Below are 16,791 nucleotides of genomic sequence, written 5' to 3'. Positions count from 1 at the left end.
GCAGTACAACAGAATTACCGCTGCTGATTGTTCCAATGTCGAGCCCAACTATTGGCAATACCAATGTTGTATGCCGTTTTTCTGTTCGTCAATTATTATTTTTTCGGTTCAAGTTGATGGCTCAAACCTAATGCGTCAGGAAAACCCCATTGCTCCACTATTTTACCGTTTGCTATTCTGTAAATAGAAGTTTCATAGATGGTAACTTTCTTTCCTGTAGAGTCAAGTCCATTAAATGACCCCTTTGCTGAAACTAAATCACTAGTACTATTCTTCTTGTCTTCTATCTGAAAACAGGAGTCTGACACTACAAGTTGGTTTACCAAAAAAATAAGCATTACCTCATTTCACTTTCCTATCTAACTAGGGCCTTCTGTAGTGGGTCTCCACAATGGACAAAATCTCTTCCGGATTATTTATCATATAGTCTGTACCAGCTGTTGTTACAGCTTCCACTGCATCATAGCCCAGCTTACCCATATAATGGGGACACCACTCTTTTTACAGGCAATCACGTCCCTAAGTTCATCGCCAACATAGATCAGTTGTGAGGGATGGAGTTTATTAACTTTTATAAATTTCTTAATCAGGGTTTGTTTACTAAATAAAGTGGAACCGGCAATGATAGAGTCAATGGTGTCAATATGGTTCTTTTGCAAGATTGTCTGGATGTTGGATTCGGAGTTGGAAGAAAGGACAGCCAGAGTAAAGTGTCTTTTTGTCAATTCTTCCAGCATAGGTTTAATTCCTTCAAAAAGACAAATGTTTTGCAGATGAGACCTGTACAATAGGCGAGCTTCTCTAACAATAAAAGGAATTTTATAAATAGGCAATTTCAAAAAGCGGCATCGCTGGAGGAGGGATAGTTTCCTTAATGGTTCGATGTCTTCAGGCAGAATATGTTTGAAGTGGTATTTGTCTGCTAGTTGATTAAATATAGTGAGAGCAGATTGTCTGGAATCCACCAGGGTGCCATCAAAGTCAAAGAGTATATACTGCTTCATCTTTGTTTCCACTCTTGTCTTGTGTGATAATTGTTTGCCAAACTAAAGTTTTATAAATAGCTATAAACTTATATCAATTTGTAGGTATTTCCACATAGTACAATATTAAAATACAAACCATAAGGCAAACAAGCATGAAATAGTATCAGAGCTAATGAAGTTTCAGGAAAGGGATAGTTAAAATAACCTCCCCTTTCTTAAAACTGAACAAATGGACGAGAGGGAAAATTAAGGGATACGATCAACTTTCCCTTTTATCCAATTTTACTGTTGATGGGAATAAAAAAGGGGAGTTATGTTAACTTATAAATTTATTCTCTTAGTTGTTTGTCCACTTGTATCTAACTATAACTACATATAGGTTTGGGAAGACAGCCATCCCAAGATATGTTTGTAAAAAGAATAATTTTATGGTATGTAACAGCCTAAAGTTACCTTCACAGGCGTGTAAGTTATTAACTGTAAAATGCTTAAAAGATGAAAACGTTACTACTCCTTGTTAACATTATTGTAAGTTTAACCATTACTAAAATTGACTCGCCTGCTCAAGCACTTGCCTCTAATTTTACTCCTAAATCAGTAACTAATTCCCCAAAATCAACTCCTACATCTGCTACTAACCTTGCCGCTATTGTTGTTCAATCCGGAGACAATAAATTTAGTGTAGGTCTTCATGTAGAAAGCCAGATGGAAGGAAAACTCACCATTAAGTTAAAATCTTCTACCACTGTTTTACATAGAGAAGTGGTAAATAGTAAAACCTATGCCCGTAAATATGATATGTACAATTTACCTGTAGGGGAGTATCAGATAGAAGTAGAAAGTAAGCAAGAGATCTATACAAAGAAAATGAGTATCAAAACTCTCAATGGAGTGCGTGTGTTAACCCTTCTTTAAACTTTCAGTTACCAATAGAGATAGTTCTTGGAATGGTTGGCAAAAAAAATAACTCCAGGCATTTCAATAGAAAAGGCCATCCAGATTAGGTGGCCTTTTTATTTTTGGTAACCTCTCACAACTATACTTCACCCATCCAAAACGGTAAAATATTCTCATTTTCTTGTAAAAGCTCCAGAATGGTCTAAATATGTTATTCTTTTCGCCGTGCTCATTTTCTGTTGAAACTCTAAATGGTCTTCCTCGCAGAAGTGGAGAATGGAAATAAAGCTGATTCAAAGTTTAGAGGTTTAGTAAAGGGATGGTTAAAAATAATTGCCCCTTTCTTGAAACTTAGCTTGCTGCCCCAATGATCATCTAAATAATTTAATTGGTATTTAGTTCCTTATTAGCGCTTAGTGCTCTGGCTGCCTGTTTGTGGATAAGATGGATCACTCTGATTACCCATTGTCCGGCGAGAGTTACCCACTTACCCACAAATGTTATAATAATGGTTTTAATTGTATCAATCTCTTAGAAATGTTATATTGACCTAATCTAAAAGTTAATACCATGTCGATAAGGATCACAACTAAGGTAGAAAAACAAAGATGAAACTTAGCTTTATCATAAATAAGCCTGCCAATATCATTTTTGACTACTTAACCGATATGCAAAAATTTGTTTCGGTCCATCCTGTAATTACTAAGATTAACCCCATTGAAAATAACACCTATTTAGTGTATGAAACTTTAAAAATTGGTTTTATCCCTATTTCCTTTACCTATCCTGTCACTGTTGAAAGCAACCGGGTGGAGAAAACTATAACCATTCGTGCAACCGTTATGAGATTGACCAACATTGAAATGAACTTTATTATAAAAGAGGATAAAGCCTTTTGTATTGTTGAAGAGACAATTCACTTTCAATCACCTTTGCCCCTTCAATCGATTATGGAAAGTATTTTCAAAAAGCAGCATAGACTCTTATTTAACAACATTGAACTACTCCCATAACATAGGCCTTCAATTCGACCCTGAACAGAAGATACTATTAACCGATTCGTGGGTAGTACTCCTGCCCTTTACCTATATTTATCATCGTATTACTTATCAAAATTGCTATATGAATTAAGCTAAAGGGTTATGGGGAATACAGTAAGCCACAACATTAACATAAAGACCATTCTGATGAAACAACTGTTGAGATTGTTAGCCTTCCTTTTTTATTACTCTCATGTAGATATAATTACGCTCAGCTAAAAGACGACTATTCTGCTAAAATCGACAGTTTGATCCAAGCCACAAGTCCAAGAAGTTTTAATGGTGTAATTCTCATTACTCAACATGGGCAAACAAAATATGCAAAGGCTTATGGCTATGCAGATGTTGAGCACAACAGAGCATTGACCCTACAAGACAACTTCCGGATTCAGTCCAATAGCAAACAAATTACGGCTGTATTAATCTTGAGAGAAGTTGAGAAGGGCAACATAGATCTTCACAGTCCGATAAGGAAATACTTGCCGGATCTACCCCAGAGCTGGGCAGACACCGTAACGGTTCATCAACTGCTCAACTTTTCAGCAGGTGTAGAGGATATAAACAAACCCTTGGTTTTTAAACCCGGAACAGACTTTTTATATAGTGTGATCGCTTACACCCTGCTTGGGAACATAGTAGAAAAAGTGACAGGAAAAACCTATATCCAGGCAGCTACTGATTTGTTTAAAGAACTAAAAATGAAAAATAGCTTTTGCGATCAGGAAGACAAAAACCAGCATAGATTAGTGAAAGGGTATCTAGGATCAACTGCCTTGAAAGTAACCCAGGTTCGCATAGCTGATGTGCTACCCACCCCGAAAGAAAGGACTGACTTTACGGCTGCCGGAGGTATCATTTCAAACCTAGAAGACTTAAACAGAGGGGATACCAACCTTCACAATGGAAAAATTTTAAAACCGGAAACCTACAAACTCATGACTAGTTATTCTATAACTTCAGCCCATGAGGCGTTTGGCAATGAAAACATTGGATATGGCTATGGGGTTCGCATTAGCGACGAAACCCCCATTTCCTACATCGGACATTCAGGAAAAGGGTTAGGTTTTGTATCCATTAAAATATATTTTCCTCAAAAAGGGGTAGATCTGATTGTGTTAGAAAATCTATACAGTGAGGATAGCAGCCTGCATTACTATTTTGAAATAAAAATAAAAGACATAGTGATGAACAGTACTCTTATTCAATGATAATTACCCTGTTATTAATATTTAACCTTCCTAGTTTATCTGGTTAATTGAAAGGGGTATATTTTATAACTATAATCCTTTTCCATCTTGCCCTATTCTTTTAAAAGATATAATAATGGGCTATTTTGTCAACCTATAGCCGGAGAAGACCACTGCCATCGATAACAAAAAATCTTACAATGAAAAATACACTCATTTATATACATTTTATAGTACTTACAGGGATTCTATTCTCCTGTAGTGAAGCTAAAGAAAGCACAAAAGAAACAAGTCAAGACACAGCAAAAAAACAAGAAGAAGCCTTAGGAATGGTGGAACTCACCCAAGAGCAAATTCAAAGTGCAGCTATTGTGACTGGCTTCTTGCAGAAGCGTAATTTAGGTAAACAAGAAAGCAAATTTGCTTTGCCTAATGAGGCGTTTGTGCAATCAGCAGGCGATGAGTATGTATTTGTGCCAAAAGGAACACGGCAAGAAGGCAATCAGGTGATGTATGATTATCAGATGATACATGTATATAAAGAAGTATCCGATAGTGGGTATACCCATGTAATCTTACCCGATAGTCTCAATAGATATGATACTAAATTTGTGATAAAGGGAGCAGATTTGCTTTTATCAAAAATGATAAATAAGAAACAACAAGGACATGGCCACTAAAATCTATCTCTCTAAAAGTAGGTTAAAGCAGTTTTTAAACCAAAATAGTAATGATAAAAGAATTTGAGGATTACCTGCCAAGCAAACTCCTGTCCCTATCATACAAAATATTGAAGTTTCCCTAAAATAATAGAGAATGGAAAGAGGGTAAACGGTGCATCCAATTTCCTATGTTTTAGGAAAAGGATCGTTAAGTTAACTCCCCCCTTTCAAGAAACTGTTGAGATAGGTTTCTTAAACTGCGCTCTTTTTTACACTCCATTTTTGAGCCAGAAATCATACTTTCTTTTGAATCTATGTTACACATCCTGTCGACACAGAATAGAAGAAAATTACCATATACTTTTAAAAAAATCATTTTAATTTACAAAACTTAAGCATACAGTTGATTTTTTAATACATGTTGACAGTCGAACAACTCAATAGGTCTTTGTACAACAGTAGGAACAAGGTAGAATACCTGTTAAACCTGTTGACCTACCTGAATTCTTTATTTGCTATCAGTTTACTCATTTATCAATATGGGTTTCACTTAACCCTTGAAGCCATTTCAAGAATTTACACTCTACTAAATGGAGTAGTGATTTTATTTATTATTATTTATTTAATCAGGCTCTTGTATGCCTTCCAGAGAAAGGCTTTTCTACTATACACTCTGCCAAAGACTGTCTTATTATTACTCTTACTGATAAATGGATTTGCCCCTTTCTTTTTCAATGAATCGATTCTATTTAGTTTAGCTCAAGTCTTTGGATTTAACAACTACTTAGCTTTTTACCAGCTAACCTCAAGTCTCTGCATTGTCTTACTGGTAGGCATAGAAATTTCCGCTGTAAATATCCGCATCAGCACTACCAGGCTTAAACCTACGGTGACTTTCATTAGCAGTTTTCTTTTGGTTATCAGCCTGGGCACAGGCTTTTTAATGTTGCCTGCTATGACTAACACCGCTCAATCCATGCCTTTTCTAGAGGCCTTGTTCACAGCTACTAGTGCTACCTGTGTCACCGGTCTTATGGTGGTAGATCAGGCTACTTATCTTACTTTTAAAGGACATCTGGTGATTCTATGCCTGATTCAGATAGGCGGTATTGGCATGGTCACTTTTGCTACCTTTGTTACTATTTTTTTGAGGCAAACCGTAGGGATCAAGCATCAGTCTAATATGCAGGACTTGCTCAGTACTGAGTCCTTGCTTTCTGCCCAGGGATTGCTCAGGCAAATCATCTTTCTCACCTTGCTCATTGAGACTGTAGGTAGTATTGTCCTCTTTTTCTGTTGGGGAGATTCTGTACATTTTGATAGCCTTACTCAAAAAGTATTTTTTTCTATCTTTCATTCGGTTTCAGCTTTTTGTAGTGCAGGCTTTAGTTTATACACCAATGGGCTGTATGAATTACCTGTGCAGAAAGCCTATATTTTACATCTGGTCATTGCCCTTCTGATGATTTTAGGCAGCTTAGGTTTTTCATCATTGATGGATCTGTTTTCGATCACTTCACTCAGAGAGCGGCTTGAAAAACCATGGAAAGATTGGAAACTGAATACGAAAATAGCTGTATATACTACTATAGTATTCATTATTTTTGGTACGGCAGGGTTCTATTTTTTAGAAAGAAATAATGCCTTAGCGCCTTTGAATGGGGTAGAGGCTATTATCGCTTCCTTCTTTCAATCGGCTACCCGCACGACAGGCTTCAATACAGTTGATATTACCCGCCTCTCAGATCCCACCCTTATTATGCTCATGTTTCTCATGTTTGTAGGGGCTTCTCCGGGTTCCACAGGAGGAGGCATCAAAACAACTACTTTTTTTGTCATCGCTGTTTCGGTGATTTCTTCTATCCGCGGCAAGAGAGTAATAACTTTCGGAAAAAGAACCATCCCTACTCCTTTGCTTTTTAGAGCTTATACCGTGATTACCTTTGCGGCTGCTTACAACTTAATAGCAACCTTTGTTCTATCTGTCAGTGAGCCAGATCTTGCCATTTTAAATGTATTCTTCGAACAGGTATCTGCCTTTGCTACCGTTGGATTAACTACCGGGATTACGCCGCAGTTGTCAACTGTAGGAAAAGTAGTGCTGATGATCTCAATGTTTTTGGGCCGGATAGGAACGCTTACCCTAGCTCTTGCCATCAGCAGACAGGTAATCAGTAATGCATATCGCTATCCCAATGCGCACGTCATGGTAGGATAGATAGAAAATAGCAGGTAGCTATAAGCAGTGTTGAGTTATATTTATAACTCTATAGGAGTGCTTTCTACCAAAGGTAATGTTAACTTTTATGAGCATAACAATATTGATCTTCCCTTAATAAAATCAATACTAAATTAAAATAAGTATGTTGTAGTTAAATAAGGGTAATCAATTGGTTGCCAACATGATACCAATAATTAATAATAAACAACCAACAACGATTTAGTATAAGTTGAGAACTGACAGGCTACACCTGAATTGGTAATCAGAGTTAAATGAAAAGGATTAGTTAAAATATACTCCCCTTTCGGGTGACTTAAAACTATAACTATCAAATCTATTCTCTTTTCATGCTCCACTTTTACGAGGGAAGCTCAGTTTCCGAATAGGTACCATTTGTATGCGTCAGTGCTTCCAAAGTAAGATCTGGACGGTTAACCAAGGTAGTGTTTGTTATTATTCTAATACCTTTAGCAAGTTGCCCATCGCAGCTGGCCGTGGCTGCACTATGCATTTGCTCCATTACATTATCAAGTTGTGTAGCAAAAGACTGACCACCGGTACTACCTTGGGATGCACTATAGGCACTAAGAATTACCAATCCAACTTTTGAAAAACCGTTCCCGATACCGGCAGCGATTTCTGCTGCTTTGCGATTTCCAATATTATCAACATAAAACAGGAAGCGTAGGTCTTTCTCACGTTCAGGCACTAGATCATAAGAACCCACTCTAATATCATTAACAACATGTTTACCATCACCCGCATCACCGTAAAGACGCGGGGGCTGAACCCAGTGGAAACCAGCTAAATCACCTGCTTCGGGATCGGCTGACGGGTGAGGTGGATCAGAGTTTACCATACCCTGCAGGAGGAACCATTGAGTATCTGTTTGGTTAGAGCGTGACGTGACTACTTCGAACCCAGTGATAGCAATATCATATCGAGCCGCGACAGGAGCCATAACTTCACCCTCAGCCAAGCGTATTCCACCATAATCTTCACCCTTTTCAGGCTTACCCAATACGACAAGCCGGATTGGTGAACTCTGTCCTGCAAAAGACGTCATTGCTGTTACTGTACCAGAGTATTCACGATTAAGAATTGGAGCATCAATCGTATAGCAAGTAGTTTGATCGTTGGAAACTTTAGAACAGATCCTTACAGGCATGGGTGTAGGAAAAGGACCAGTGTTGCCCCCTATAGAAATGGTCAGCTTGAATCGCACTACAACTGGAGAGAATTCCACTAAAGGACTCTGATCAACGCGAGAAACTTTCAAGTCATAAACTAGACCTCGGGTGATTGGGTGAAATACTATCTGACCTTGCGACTCAATTGTATTACACAGCATAGCCAAGAGTAGAAACATTGTTATAAAAGCAAAGCGCTGTTTATAATATTTAAAGGTGAACACAATTATGTGAGATACAGTCCTAAAATAGTAATGGCATGAAGTAACAAAGAATGTTGTTTGCATGTGTTTGTTTTTATGTTGTAAATAAAAATTATCATGGTTTAAATCTTCTATATGCTGATCATAACTACTTAATTGCCCTCTATTAGGAATGACAATTAGGCAATTTGCACTCTCCCTTTTGCAAAGGTGAAGAACTATGAGCTAGATAGTAGTTATTGTACAGTTTTTACCCTAATCACTACATCGTTGCAAATGGTCTTTACAGAAGTTCTAAATCCCGCTTCATCTCCGCTAGTGTCACCAATAAAAATCCATTCTTTAACAAAACCATTGTTTGAAGTAATATTCAAGTTTTGCTGCAAATGAATTTCAGAATGATTGCCTTCTTTGGGTGTATGTTGAATTTCATCTGAAGCTGCACCCATGATGTTCTGGATAGTTGATCCCGGTTCACAAGTATATAAAATATACTCTCCACTCACTGGAGATGTTCCCTCTGCAGTTGTATTATCGGGCTCTGGTTCAACCGCTTGCATATATAACCGAAGAGCTAATTGAGTATTATTATTTAATAATTCAAGATAAGCTTTAGCGTTAATTACAATATTTCCATCATATTCTTTATCACCACGCGTATGAGGTGGAATATACTTTATTGTGGGTACATGTACAGTAATGTCTCTATTTTCTATTTTAGGCTTAATGATAGGAATTTGAGAAAGTTGCTGATCACCCCAATATAATCGAAGATACTTACTGTTATCATCTAATCTTAATCCATTACCACCTGCATTAATTACAGCCTGATAGAAAGTAACTACTGATAAAGCGTCACTCTGGTCAATCTCATTTTCATCATTGTTTACTATTTTCAAAGAAAGTCCTTTCCCGTCATTAGTTTTATTTCCTAAGTCATATCCATCAAAAATAATATCAGTTCTTCGGTAAGCCTCCAAATATAAGTTAAGAGAGGGAGGAGAAGAATTGCAAAGAGAGGGAGAGGTACTAATAAAATCTTGTTTATTCCGTAATGCATTTATGACATTGTCTAAAAGTATTTTTGTTCGTTGCGCCAAAAAATCAACATTACATCGAAACTGAATACCAACCCCCATTACGGATCGATCAACCACATTTTGTACTTCATTAGCTAGTGTAGTATGACCATATTGTTTTAAATCTGCAACCGTTTTTTCTAAGCTTTCTCTCCACTTATCCGACTGATTGGTGAGTAACTCTGCATTTCTGGTTACTGCTTCTATAGCATTGTCTCCTGTAGTGATTGCTCTATTGATTGCATCACATCGTATTAGAAGCATACAGATGAGTAGCATTAATATAATTTTGATGTTTCTTCTTACAGCTTTCATATAAAGCAGGTTAGGTACTTTTTAATTAATTAAAAAAACTAATGCATCCTGATGAAATTTTTATGGATACCTAAGAATATACATCTGATATCTATTTTATACAACCAAGAGGTATCAGGGTGTATTCAAATTGATCTTAGAAATGTTATCTCCCAGTTGATTTCCTAAACTAATAGAAATGTCCTGGGTAAACTGATAGTGAATGCCCGCATAAACTCTTGATTTTGCCGCCTCTTCTATCATTTTAGTAATGGAGGAATACTCTCTGGGGGCATCGCCTCTCCAGTCATAGGCATTGTCGGTGACCGGAATGTCACCATATTCTCGTTTCAATACCTGCATCACCGGACCAAAAACACTTACAAGTCCGGAAGGATATTCCGGGTAAGGAGGGGTAGGCAGATACGATTTCCAGTTTGCATCAATGTGCTTATTGATATAAGTAACTGGCCTGATTAAGTTGTATTGATATTTCCCCTTGAATGTAACAATAGGACCATCCTTCAATGCAATTCCGGTTCTGGCATACATCTCCGCAGCCTCTCCTAGGTTTAGTTTTTTGCTTTCCAATACGATTGTTATAAGAGAAATGAGATGATAAGGAGCAGGAATGCCTACACCTATTCCACCGGCATCAGCCCACCAGTTGGCAATAGCTTTTTGTTCATCTGTGAGTGATTTGCCAACCTCATATACATGTTTAGCTGCTTTATAGAAGTTAGATTCGGGGTCTTCAGAATGAAAATATGGTAAGGAACGCACATTTAACGTCAGGCTTGAAACCAAAAACGGCCTTGAGTGCTTTAAGAATGGGCCTACAGGAGCAGCAAAAGCAGGATGCGTAGGCTCCTAGGAGCCAGCAAATACAGGAATTTTATAGCCTACACTGGAAAGGTTAAAATTATCAGTAGTCGACCAGTTGTAAATCGCATCGGCAATAGATTGTCCAAAGGCTTGCGAACGGGCAATGACTGCCTCAGATGTGTTTGCTTTGATTTTGCTCTTATACGCATTTTCCATCGAATCTATCCTGGCTATATCGGCATCTGTTAGGCCTGCTAAAAATTGCTTAGCCATACTAGCCATCGCCGCATTGGCAGAGGCGCCCCAAAAATATTTTTTGTGTTTTTCTGGTGTAGGCATAGCTGGCATCTGATAGAGCTGGGTAGATAAACTCAGTGCTCCCTTAATACCAGGACGGACTGCTTCATACAATCCAACACCTATGTAGCCAAAGTTTCTATTGTTGAGTAGTACAACCGGCTGTGGATTTGCCCCAAATTGAACTTTTGCTAACAATTTATACCAGTCATGTACTACATCGGCTGGCTCCTGTGTTGGGGTGTCTTTTGGCCACCACCCATCTAATTGATCACAACTGGAAAGAAAGATGAAAAGAAAAAGCATAAACATAAGACTTCTCTTAGACCTTAAAAAAATGGCAGGTGTTCTCATAACATACAATACTTTTGGTAGAGGTGAATTGTATTAGAAAGGATTAAAAAGTATGAGTCTAAATTATTATACTCTTTGTAGGATCACCACTGCCAATGCGTAACCTGTAGAGTTTACTGTGTAGTTGGATAAAATGAATGGATAGTTTGCAGTTACCTAGGTTGCCATTGTCAGGCTCGGAAGTTGGATAAAGGTAAACCCTGCACTTGCGATCTTATAGAATTGTAGGGCATGCATGTTCGTTTGTAATCAATTGATCTAAAGATTAGGGTAGCTATTTACTAGGTTGTGTTGACAATCATTATAGTGTTAGCATCACAGCGCAAGCAAGTTGCCAGAAGGAAAGAAAGTTGCGGGCTGTTTTCTCATAGCGGGTAGCTAGCCTGCGATAATGTTTCAGGCGATTAAAAAACCGCTCTACTTTATTTCTATCGGCATACAAATTCTCATCATATGCTCGTTTCTCTAGCCGGTTAGCTTTTGGTGGAATCACTACCTGAGCTCCTGCCTGTTCAATAAAAGCAATCAACACATCACTATCATAGGCTTTATCGGCTACTACAGCTCCTGTGCACTCACCTTCGAGTAAACAGGCAGCCATTTGCAAATCATGGACTTGTCCGGCTGAGAGCATTACGCGCCTGGGATTTCCCAAGGCATCTACTGTGACATGTATTTTACTGCTGTAGCCACCTCGGCTTCGGCCTAAGGCTTCATCAGTTTGTCTATACTTTTTTTTGACCGGCTGCATGCTGATGAGCACGTATAATGGTGCTATCAAGTAGTATCCAATCCAAGTCAGGCTCTTGTAAGGCCCCAAATACTTGTTGCCAGATTCCTTTTTTACTCCACCGGTTAAAGCGTTGAAATACTGTATTCCACTTGCCATATCGTTCCGGCAAGTCTCGCCAAGGAGCTCCGCTACGGGCTATCCACAGCACAGCCTGCACAAATTGGCGGTTGTCTTCTCCACTTCGTCCCGGATCAGTTGCTTTGCCGGGTAGCAAAGGGGCAATCTTCAGCCATTGATCTTCTCGCAACTCATATCTTCGCATCGTTTTTTATAGCTAAGTTCTTCACTTCTCACCTATATGTCAACACGACCAGTAGAAAGCTATTCACCAGTTGTTCTTGCTGCTTGTGGGAGCATTATAGCGTGTGTATTCATCCTATACTTAGTATTGTTAGTAGGCAGATATAAAATGAGCTGGGTTAAAAGCAAATGACCTCTATGCTAAATTTAACCTCCCAATACTTTCAGTAGAATTTCCTTGCGGCTCCTTGACACATTTACTGAACTGTTGTCACTCATCACGACATAACCTCCCTCACCTCTCACATACCGGATGATCTCATTGAGGTTGATCAGGTGCGAATGGTGGATGCGTAGGAAGCCGTGCCCTTCAAGCAGTTCCTCAATCTCTTTCAGGCTGCGGGATACAATGATCTTTTTCCCATTTTTGTGATACACATAGGTATAATTACTATCAGATTCGCAACGTATAATGGTTACAATGGGCAAGAGTTCATAACCTTCCAGAGTAGGCAGGGCAATTTTCTGTAAAGCCACAGGTTTACTGCTTAGTTTTTCCAACAGGATGTCTAACTGTTGGCTTAGCTGGCTAGGGTACCTGCTGCTAACTTTACCTACAGCCTTGATGAGTTCGTCTTTGTCAATGGGTTTTAATAGGTAATCCAGGGCACTGAATCGGATGGCTTTGATGGCATAGGCATCGTAACCGGTAGTAAAAATAAGTTCAAAATCAATAGAGGGCAGTTGCCCAAGCATTTCAAAGCCATTCATCAGCGGCATCTCCACATCTAAAAATATTACATCGGGCTGATGATGGGCAATGGCTTGCAAGCCTTCTCTAGCTGAACTACACTGGGCTAGTAGCTTCACTTGCGGGCAGTATTCCTCTAGTTGAATGGAAAGTGTTTCCCGGCAATGTGTTTCATCATCGATAAGAATAGCTTTAATCATGTTAAGAGAAGTCAAGGTACATATTTCATATGGTTCCCTATAAAGAAGGTTTATTCCCCAATAGGCAGACTCAATATAACTCTTGTGCCACAAGCCTGCCCGCAAGCCTCTATTAGATCTACTACTTCTACCCTGGTTTGTTTCCCATATAAAGTATGGAGCAATTCCAGGCGGTGGGCGGTAATCTGCATACCCAAAGACTTGCTTTTGGTGGCAGATTTGCTTTTTAATTCGGCGGCTCGATTCCTGCCAATGCCGTCATCTTCAATTATGCAGACAATATTTTCCGCTTGCTGCTCAATTTTGATTGTAATATGACCTGCCCCTTCTTTATGCATTAGTCCATGCCAGATGGCATTCTCTACATAGGGTTGAATAATCAGCGGAGGGATTTCTATGAAGTCTACTTCTAGTCCTTTTCCACAAACAATGGAGAAGGTGAATTTGCCCTCAAAACGCACCATTTCCATCTCCAGATACAGCGTGAGCGCATCAAGTTCGCTTTCCAGGGTCACAGTAGGCGTATTGGAATTTTGCAGGATGAGCCGGATCAGGCGGGAGAATTTAGAGAGATAGTCTGAAGCAACTTTGGGCTGATTTTTCAATATAAAGCGGTTGATAGAATTGAGGCAGTTAAAGATAAAATGCGGATTCATCTGCGCCCTTAGCGCCTGCATTTCTAATTCGAGTGCCTGCATTTCCAGCTGAAATACCCTTTTGTTAAACTCAGTTTTATCTCTTTCCTGGGTTCTGATCTGATGAATACGGTACCTGAAAGCGCCATACAGTAACCCTATGCCAGTAAGGATAGAAATCGTAATAAACCACCAGGTACGATAGAAGGGTGGAAGAATTACAAATTGCATAGAAGTTCCTTTCTGGTTCCACACTCCATCATTGTTAGAGGCTTTCACCCGGAAAGTATAGCTACCCGGATCTAAATCAGTATAACTCACAAAGCGGCGGTTAGCTGAGTAAACCCAGTCTTTGTCTACACCTATTAATTGATAAGCATACTTATTTTTTTCAGGTTGGATATAGTTAAGAGCAACAAAATCAAAGGATAGAAAATTTTCTTTATAGGTGAGTTCTATCGAATTCTTTTCTAAGAGCCTGGCTTTTTCTAAGACCTTGAATGCAGTGATATATACCGGGGGGATGAGCGGATTGTCTCGGATACTATCCGGATCAAATACATTGAAGCCATTAGGTCCACCAAACAACAATTCACCATTTCCTCTTTTAGCCTTGACCCCATTATGAAATTCACCCTCCTGCAAGCCATCCTTATGGTCATAGTTTCTAAAAGATTGTGTAGTAGGATCAAAGCGGCTAATGCCATGATCAGTCGAAAGCCACAAGTAACCAGTATCATCTCCAAGAATACCCTTAACAGTATTACTAGGTAAGCCATTCCGGGTAGTATAAGAAGTAAAAATGCCTGTGTTAGGGTTTAGCCTGTTTAAACCTCCAAAGCCTGTAGCAATCCATAATAATCCTGCGTCATCTTCATAGAGGTCAATTACATTACGGTCATTGAGATGACCGGATGTATGGTTAAAATCGGGACGATAGTGAGTAAATCGGCCTGTCTTAGGTTCCAATTTACTTAATCCTACCACATGAACCCCCATCCAGATGGTTCCTGACCGGCCAATAAACAAACTAGAAAGACGATTCTTTGGCAAAGAATGGCTATCAGCCGGAATGTGGTGGTAACTAAAGAATTGCTTGCTTTGTTGATCAAAGCGGGCCAGCCCTACGCCACCTACCCAGATATTGCCTGCATGATCTTCAGCCAGCAGATAAGCATAGAAGGGAGTAGGATAGCGGATAAATTTTCCGGAGAAAGGATTGCGTTTGTGGAGATAATTCCCGGAAAGCACCCACAATACACCCTTGTGGTCTTCGTACACGGCAGGTACATATTTGTCCCATAAACTATGCGAATCCGAAGGATTGGCAGAATAGTAAGCCAGTTTTCTGTTTGCCCAATCATATCTGTAGAGTCCACCCAATGAATCATTATTGAGCCAGAGATTGCCTGTAGGTCCTTCTGCTAAGAATCCAATTGCATTTTCATTTCGATGGCTGAAACTGGGATCAAGTCTGAACTGATAGGTATGAAACGGTTTAGAAGGAGTCATAAGACTATGGAGGCCTTCTGTAGTACCTACCCAGATGAGCCCTAATTGATCTAAGTACAATGACCAGATAGCATTGCTTTTTAAACCTGTAAAAATTCCACTATTTGCCCTATAGGCAGTAAATTGACCGGTAGCAGGGTCAAGTCGATGTAAACCTGCATCTGTACCCACCCAGATTTTGCCTGAGGCATCTTCCATAATGGCCTCTTTTCTAATTAAGAATCCTGTTAGGCCGTTTTTTTGATAAGGATAGCTGGTTATCTGCCCGGAGAGAGGATTTAAGTGGAAGAGGCCGCTACCTTCGGTGCCGATCCATAAGTTGCCCGCCCGGTCAGAGTAAAGGGCATGTATGCTGAGTGCTTTATGTTCCTGCTCAACCCCTAACGGAAATAGAGTAAAGGTTGATGAAGAGGGATCAAACTGGAAAAGCCCTTTATCAGTTGCACACCAAATTATACCTGCCTGATCTTGGTGTAGAGCATACATAAACTCTCCAGGAGCAGGGTTAGGATAGAGGGTAAAACGGCTTGTCTTTGGGTCGAATTTGTTTAAGCCGCCACGTGATGAAATCCACAACTTGCCTTGTTTGTCTTCAAAGACACTCAGGCAGGTATTTCGTTCATTTTCATGAGGGGAAGGAAGACGGTAGCTGGTAAATATTCCACTTCTTTTGTCGAAACGGAGCAAGCCCCTGTTTAGGGTAGAAAGCCAGAGCATACCGGCAGGACCTTCATGAATATAAGTGATAGCCGCATATGAAATCCCTATAGAATCAGCTCGGAAAACAGTAAAAGTATGCCCATCGAACCGGTTTAATCCATCCATAGTCCCCACCCAGATAAATCCTTCCCGGTCCTGGTGAATAGCGGTAATGCGCTTGTTGGATAAACCTTGCTCGAGGGAATAATTGACAAAGCTCATGCTTTGATTTAGATACAAACGGGACTTAGTTGTTTGTGCTTGTGTAAAGTGGGAAAGCCCTATAAGCAGGAAAAGCGAGTTTACTAGCCAGGTGCATCCTATCTTTGTTTGCGTAAACTGAGCCATAACCAAAGGGTTGAAAACCAATAGTAATGTAGAATATTTTAGAGTTAAAGGGAAGTGCTTGAGGCAAGTTTATCACAACAAGATACTTCTTAGGACCATCCCTCACCAGGTTAAAGTTATTCTTTCAGTTAGGTCCTAGCTAACGCCAATGAGCAATTTGTAGAAATGAATGTGCCTTTTGCAGATTTGAAGGTAAAATTAGCTTTCAATCCAATTTTCTACATTTGCATACTAAGATTAGAATGCAATAAGGAATAAGTACTTTCTCTAAAAGGATCAGTTGCCTGGTATAGTCTGAGCTTTAATAAAGTGGGTAGCCTAGCATAAAAAGTCAAAAAAGGGTTGGTAGAATACCCTACAAGCATGGTAACAAAAACT

Annotated in this window: 14 protein-coding genes; 5 read left to right on the top strand and 9 right to left on the bottom strand. The window is 39.3% G+C overall.

The genetic code is table 11. The features are described from left to right. Window positions 1–95: 95 nt before the first annotated feature. Window positions 96–338: an ester cyclase gene (locus tag GXP67_RS38410; protein WP_394351949.1), complete on the bottom strand. Its 243-nt coding sequence runs from the start codon at window positions 336–338 to the stop codon at window positions 96–98. A gap of 105 nt (window positions 339–443) precedes the next feature. Beyond that, the gene (locus GXP67_RS31100; RefSeq protein WP_162446741.1) at window positions 444–1,004 is read right to left on the bottom strand and encodes an HAD hydrolase-like protein; all 561 of its coding nucleotides are present in this window, start codon (window positions 1,002–1,004) and stop codon (window positions 444–446) included. 477 nt (window positions 1,005–1,481) lie between these two features. Here GXP67_RS31100 and GXP67_RS31095 point away from each other — a divergent pair, with 477 nt between their 5' ends. From GXP67_RS31095 to GXP67_RS31075, 5 genes are all read left to right on the top strand, one after another. After that, on the top strand, window positions 1,482–1,901 hold the full coding sequence (locus GXP67_RS31095; protein WP_162446740.1) for a hypothetical protein: 420 nt from the start codon (window positions 1,482–1,484) through the stop codon (window positions 1,899–1,901). Window positions 1,902–2,491: 590 nt separating this feature from the next. After that, window positions 2,492–2,896: an SRPBCC family protein gene (locus GXP67_RS31090; RefSeq protein ID WP_162446739.1), complete on the top strand. Its 405-nt coding sequence runs from the start codon at window positions 2,492–2,494 to the stop codon at window positions 2,894–2,896. Window positions 2,897–3,171: 275 nt separating this feature from the next. Further along, window positions 3,172–4,131 carry a serine hydrolase domain-containing protein gene (locus GXP67_RS31085; RefSeq protein WP_197901593.1) on the top strand — a complete coding sequence of 320 codons (960 nt, stop codon included), beginning with the start codon at window positions 3,172–3,174 and terminating at the stop codon, window positions 4,129–4,131. A gap of 179 nt (window positions 4,132–4,310) precedes the next feature. Then, window positions 4,311–4,790: a hypothetical protein gene (locus GXP67_RS31080; RefSeq protein ID WP_162446738.1), complete on the top strand. Its 480-nt coding sequence runs from the start codon at window positions 4,311–4,313 to the stop codon at window positions 4,788–4,790. 400 nt (window positions 4,791–5,190) lie between these two features. Next, entirely contained in the window at window positions 5,191–6,990 is a 1,800-nt protein-coding gene (locus GXP67_RS31075) for a TrkH family potassium uptake protein (protein ID WP_162443361.1), read from the top strand. Window positions 6,991–7,351: 361 nt separating this feature from the next. On the opposite strand, the gene GXP67_RS31070 is transcribed toward GXP67_RS31075, so the two are convergent. The 7 genes from GXP67_RS31070 to GXP67_RS31040 form a co-directional block, all read right to left on the bottom strand. Continuing rightward, the gene (locus GXP67_RS31070) at window positions 7,352–8,470 is read right to left on the bottom strand and encodes a hypothetical protein (protein ID WP_162446737.1); all 1,119 of its coding nucleotides are present in this window, start codon (window positions 8,468–8,470) and stop codon (window positions 7,352–7,354) included. 152 nt (window positions 8,471–8,622) lie between these two features. After that, window positions 8,623–9,780, bottom strand: coding sequence for a hypothetical protein (locus GXP67_RS31065; protein WP_162446736.1), 1,158 nt, complete (start codon window positions 9,778–9,780; stop codon window positions 8,623–8,625). A gap of 114 nt (window positions 9,781–9,894) precedes the next feature. Continuing rightward, window positions 9,895–10,542, bottom strand: coding sequence for a vanadium-dependent haloperoxidase (locus GXP67_RS31060; protein ID WP_162446735.1), 648 nt, complete (start codon window positions 10,540–10,542; stop codon window positions 9,895–9,897). 87 nt (window positions 10,543–10,629) lie between these two features. Then, window positions 10,630–11,187 (bottom strand): hypothetical protein, encoded by a 558-nt coding sequence (locus tag GXP67_RS31055; RefSeq protein WP_162446734.1) that lies wholly within the window; start codon window positions 11,185–11,187, stop codon window positions 10,630–10,632. 349 nt (window positions 11,188–11,536) lie between these two features. After that, window positions 11,537–12,290 (bottom strand): IS5 family transposase gene (locus tag GXP67_RS31050; RefSeq protein ID WP_394351948.1). Its coding sequence is split into 2 segments (ribosomal slippage): window positions 11,537–11,978 and window positions 11,977–12,290, totalling 756 coding nucleotides; the frame shifts between segments, so codons are not numbered across the junction. A gap of 185 nt (window positions 12,291–12,475) precedes the next feature. Beyond that, window positions 12,476–13,219, bottom strand: coding sequence for a LytR/AlgR family response regulator transcription factor (locus GXP67_RS31045; protein ID WP_162446733.1), 744 nt, complete (start codon window positions 13,217–13,219; stop codon window positions 12,476–12,478). A 50-nt stretch (window positions 13,220–13,269) separates the two neighbouring features. Next, window positions 13,270–16,413, bottom strand: a complete 3,144-nt coding sequence (locus GXP67_RS31040) for a ligand-binding sensor domain-containing protein (protein ID WP_162446732.1) — start codon at window positions 16,411–16,413, stop codon at window positions 13,270–13,272. Between the last annotated feature and the right edge of the window lie 378 nt (window positions 16,414–16,791).

This window comes from Rhodocytophaga rosea (genome assembly GCF_010119975.1).
Classification (GTDB): Bacteria; Bacteroidota; Bacteroidia; order Cytophagales; family 172606-1; genus Rhodocytophaga; species Rhodocytophaga rosea.
The sequence above is the reverse complement of the archived record's forward strand: the minus strand, read 5'-3'. Positions and strand labels throughout refer to the sequence as shown.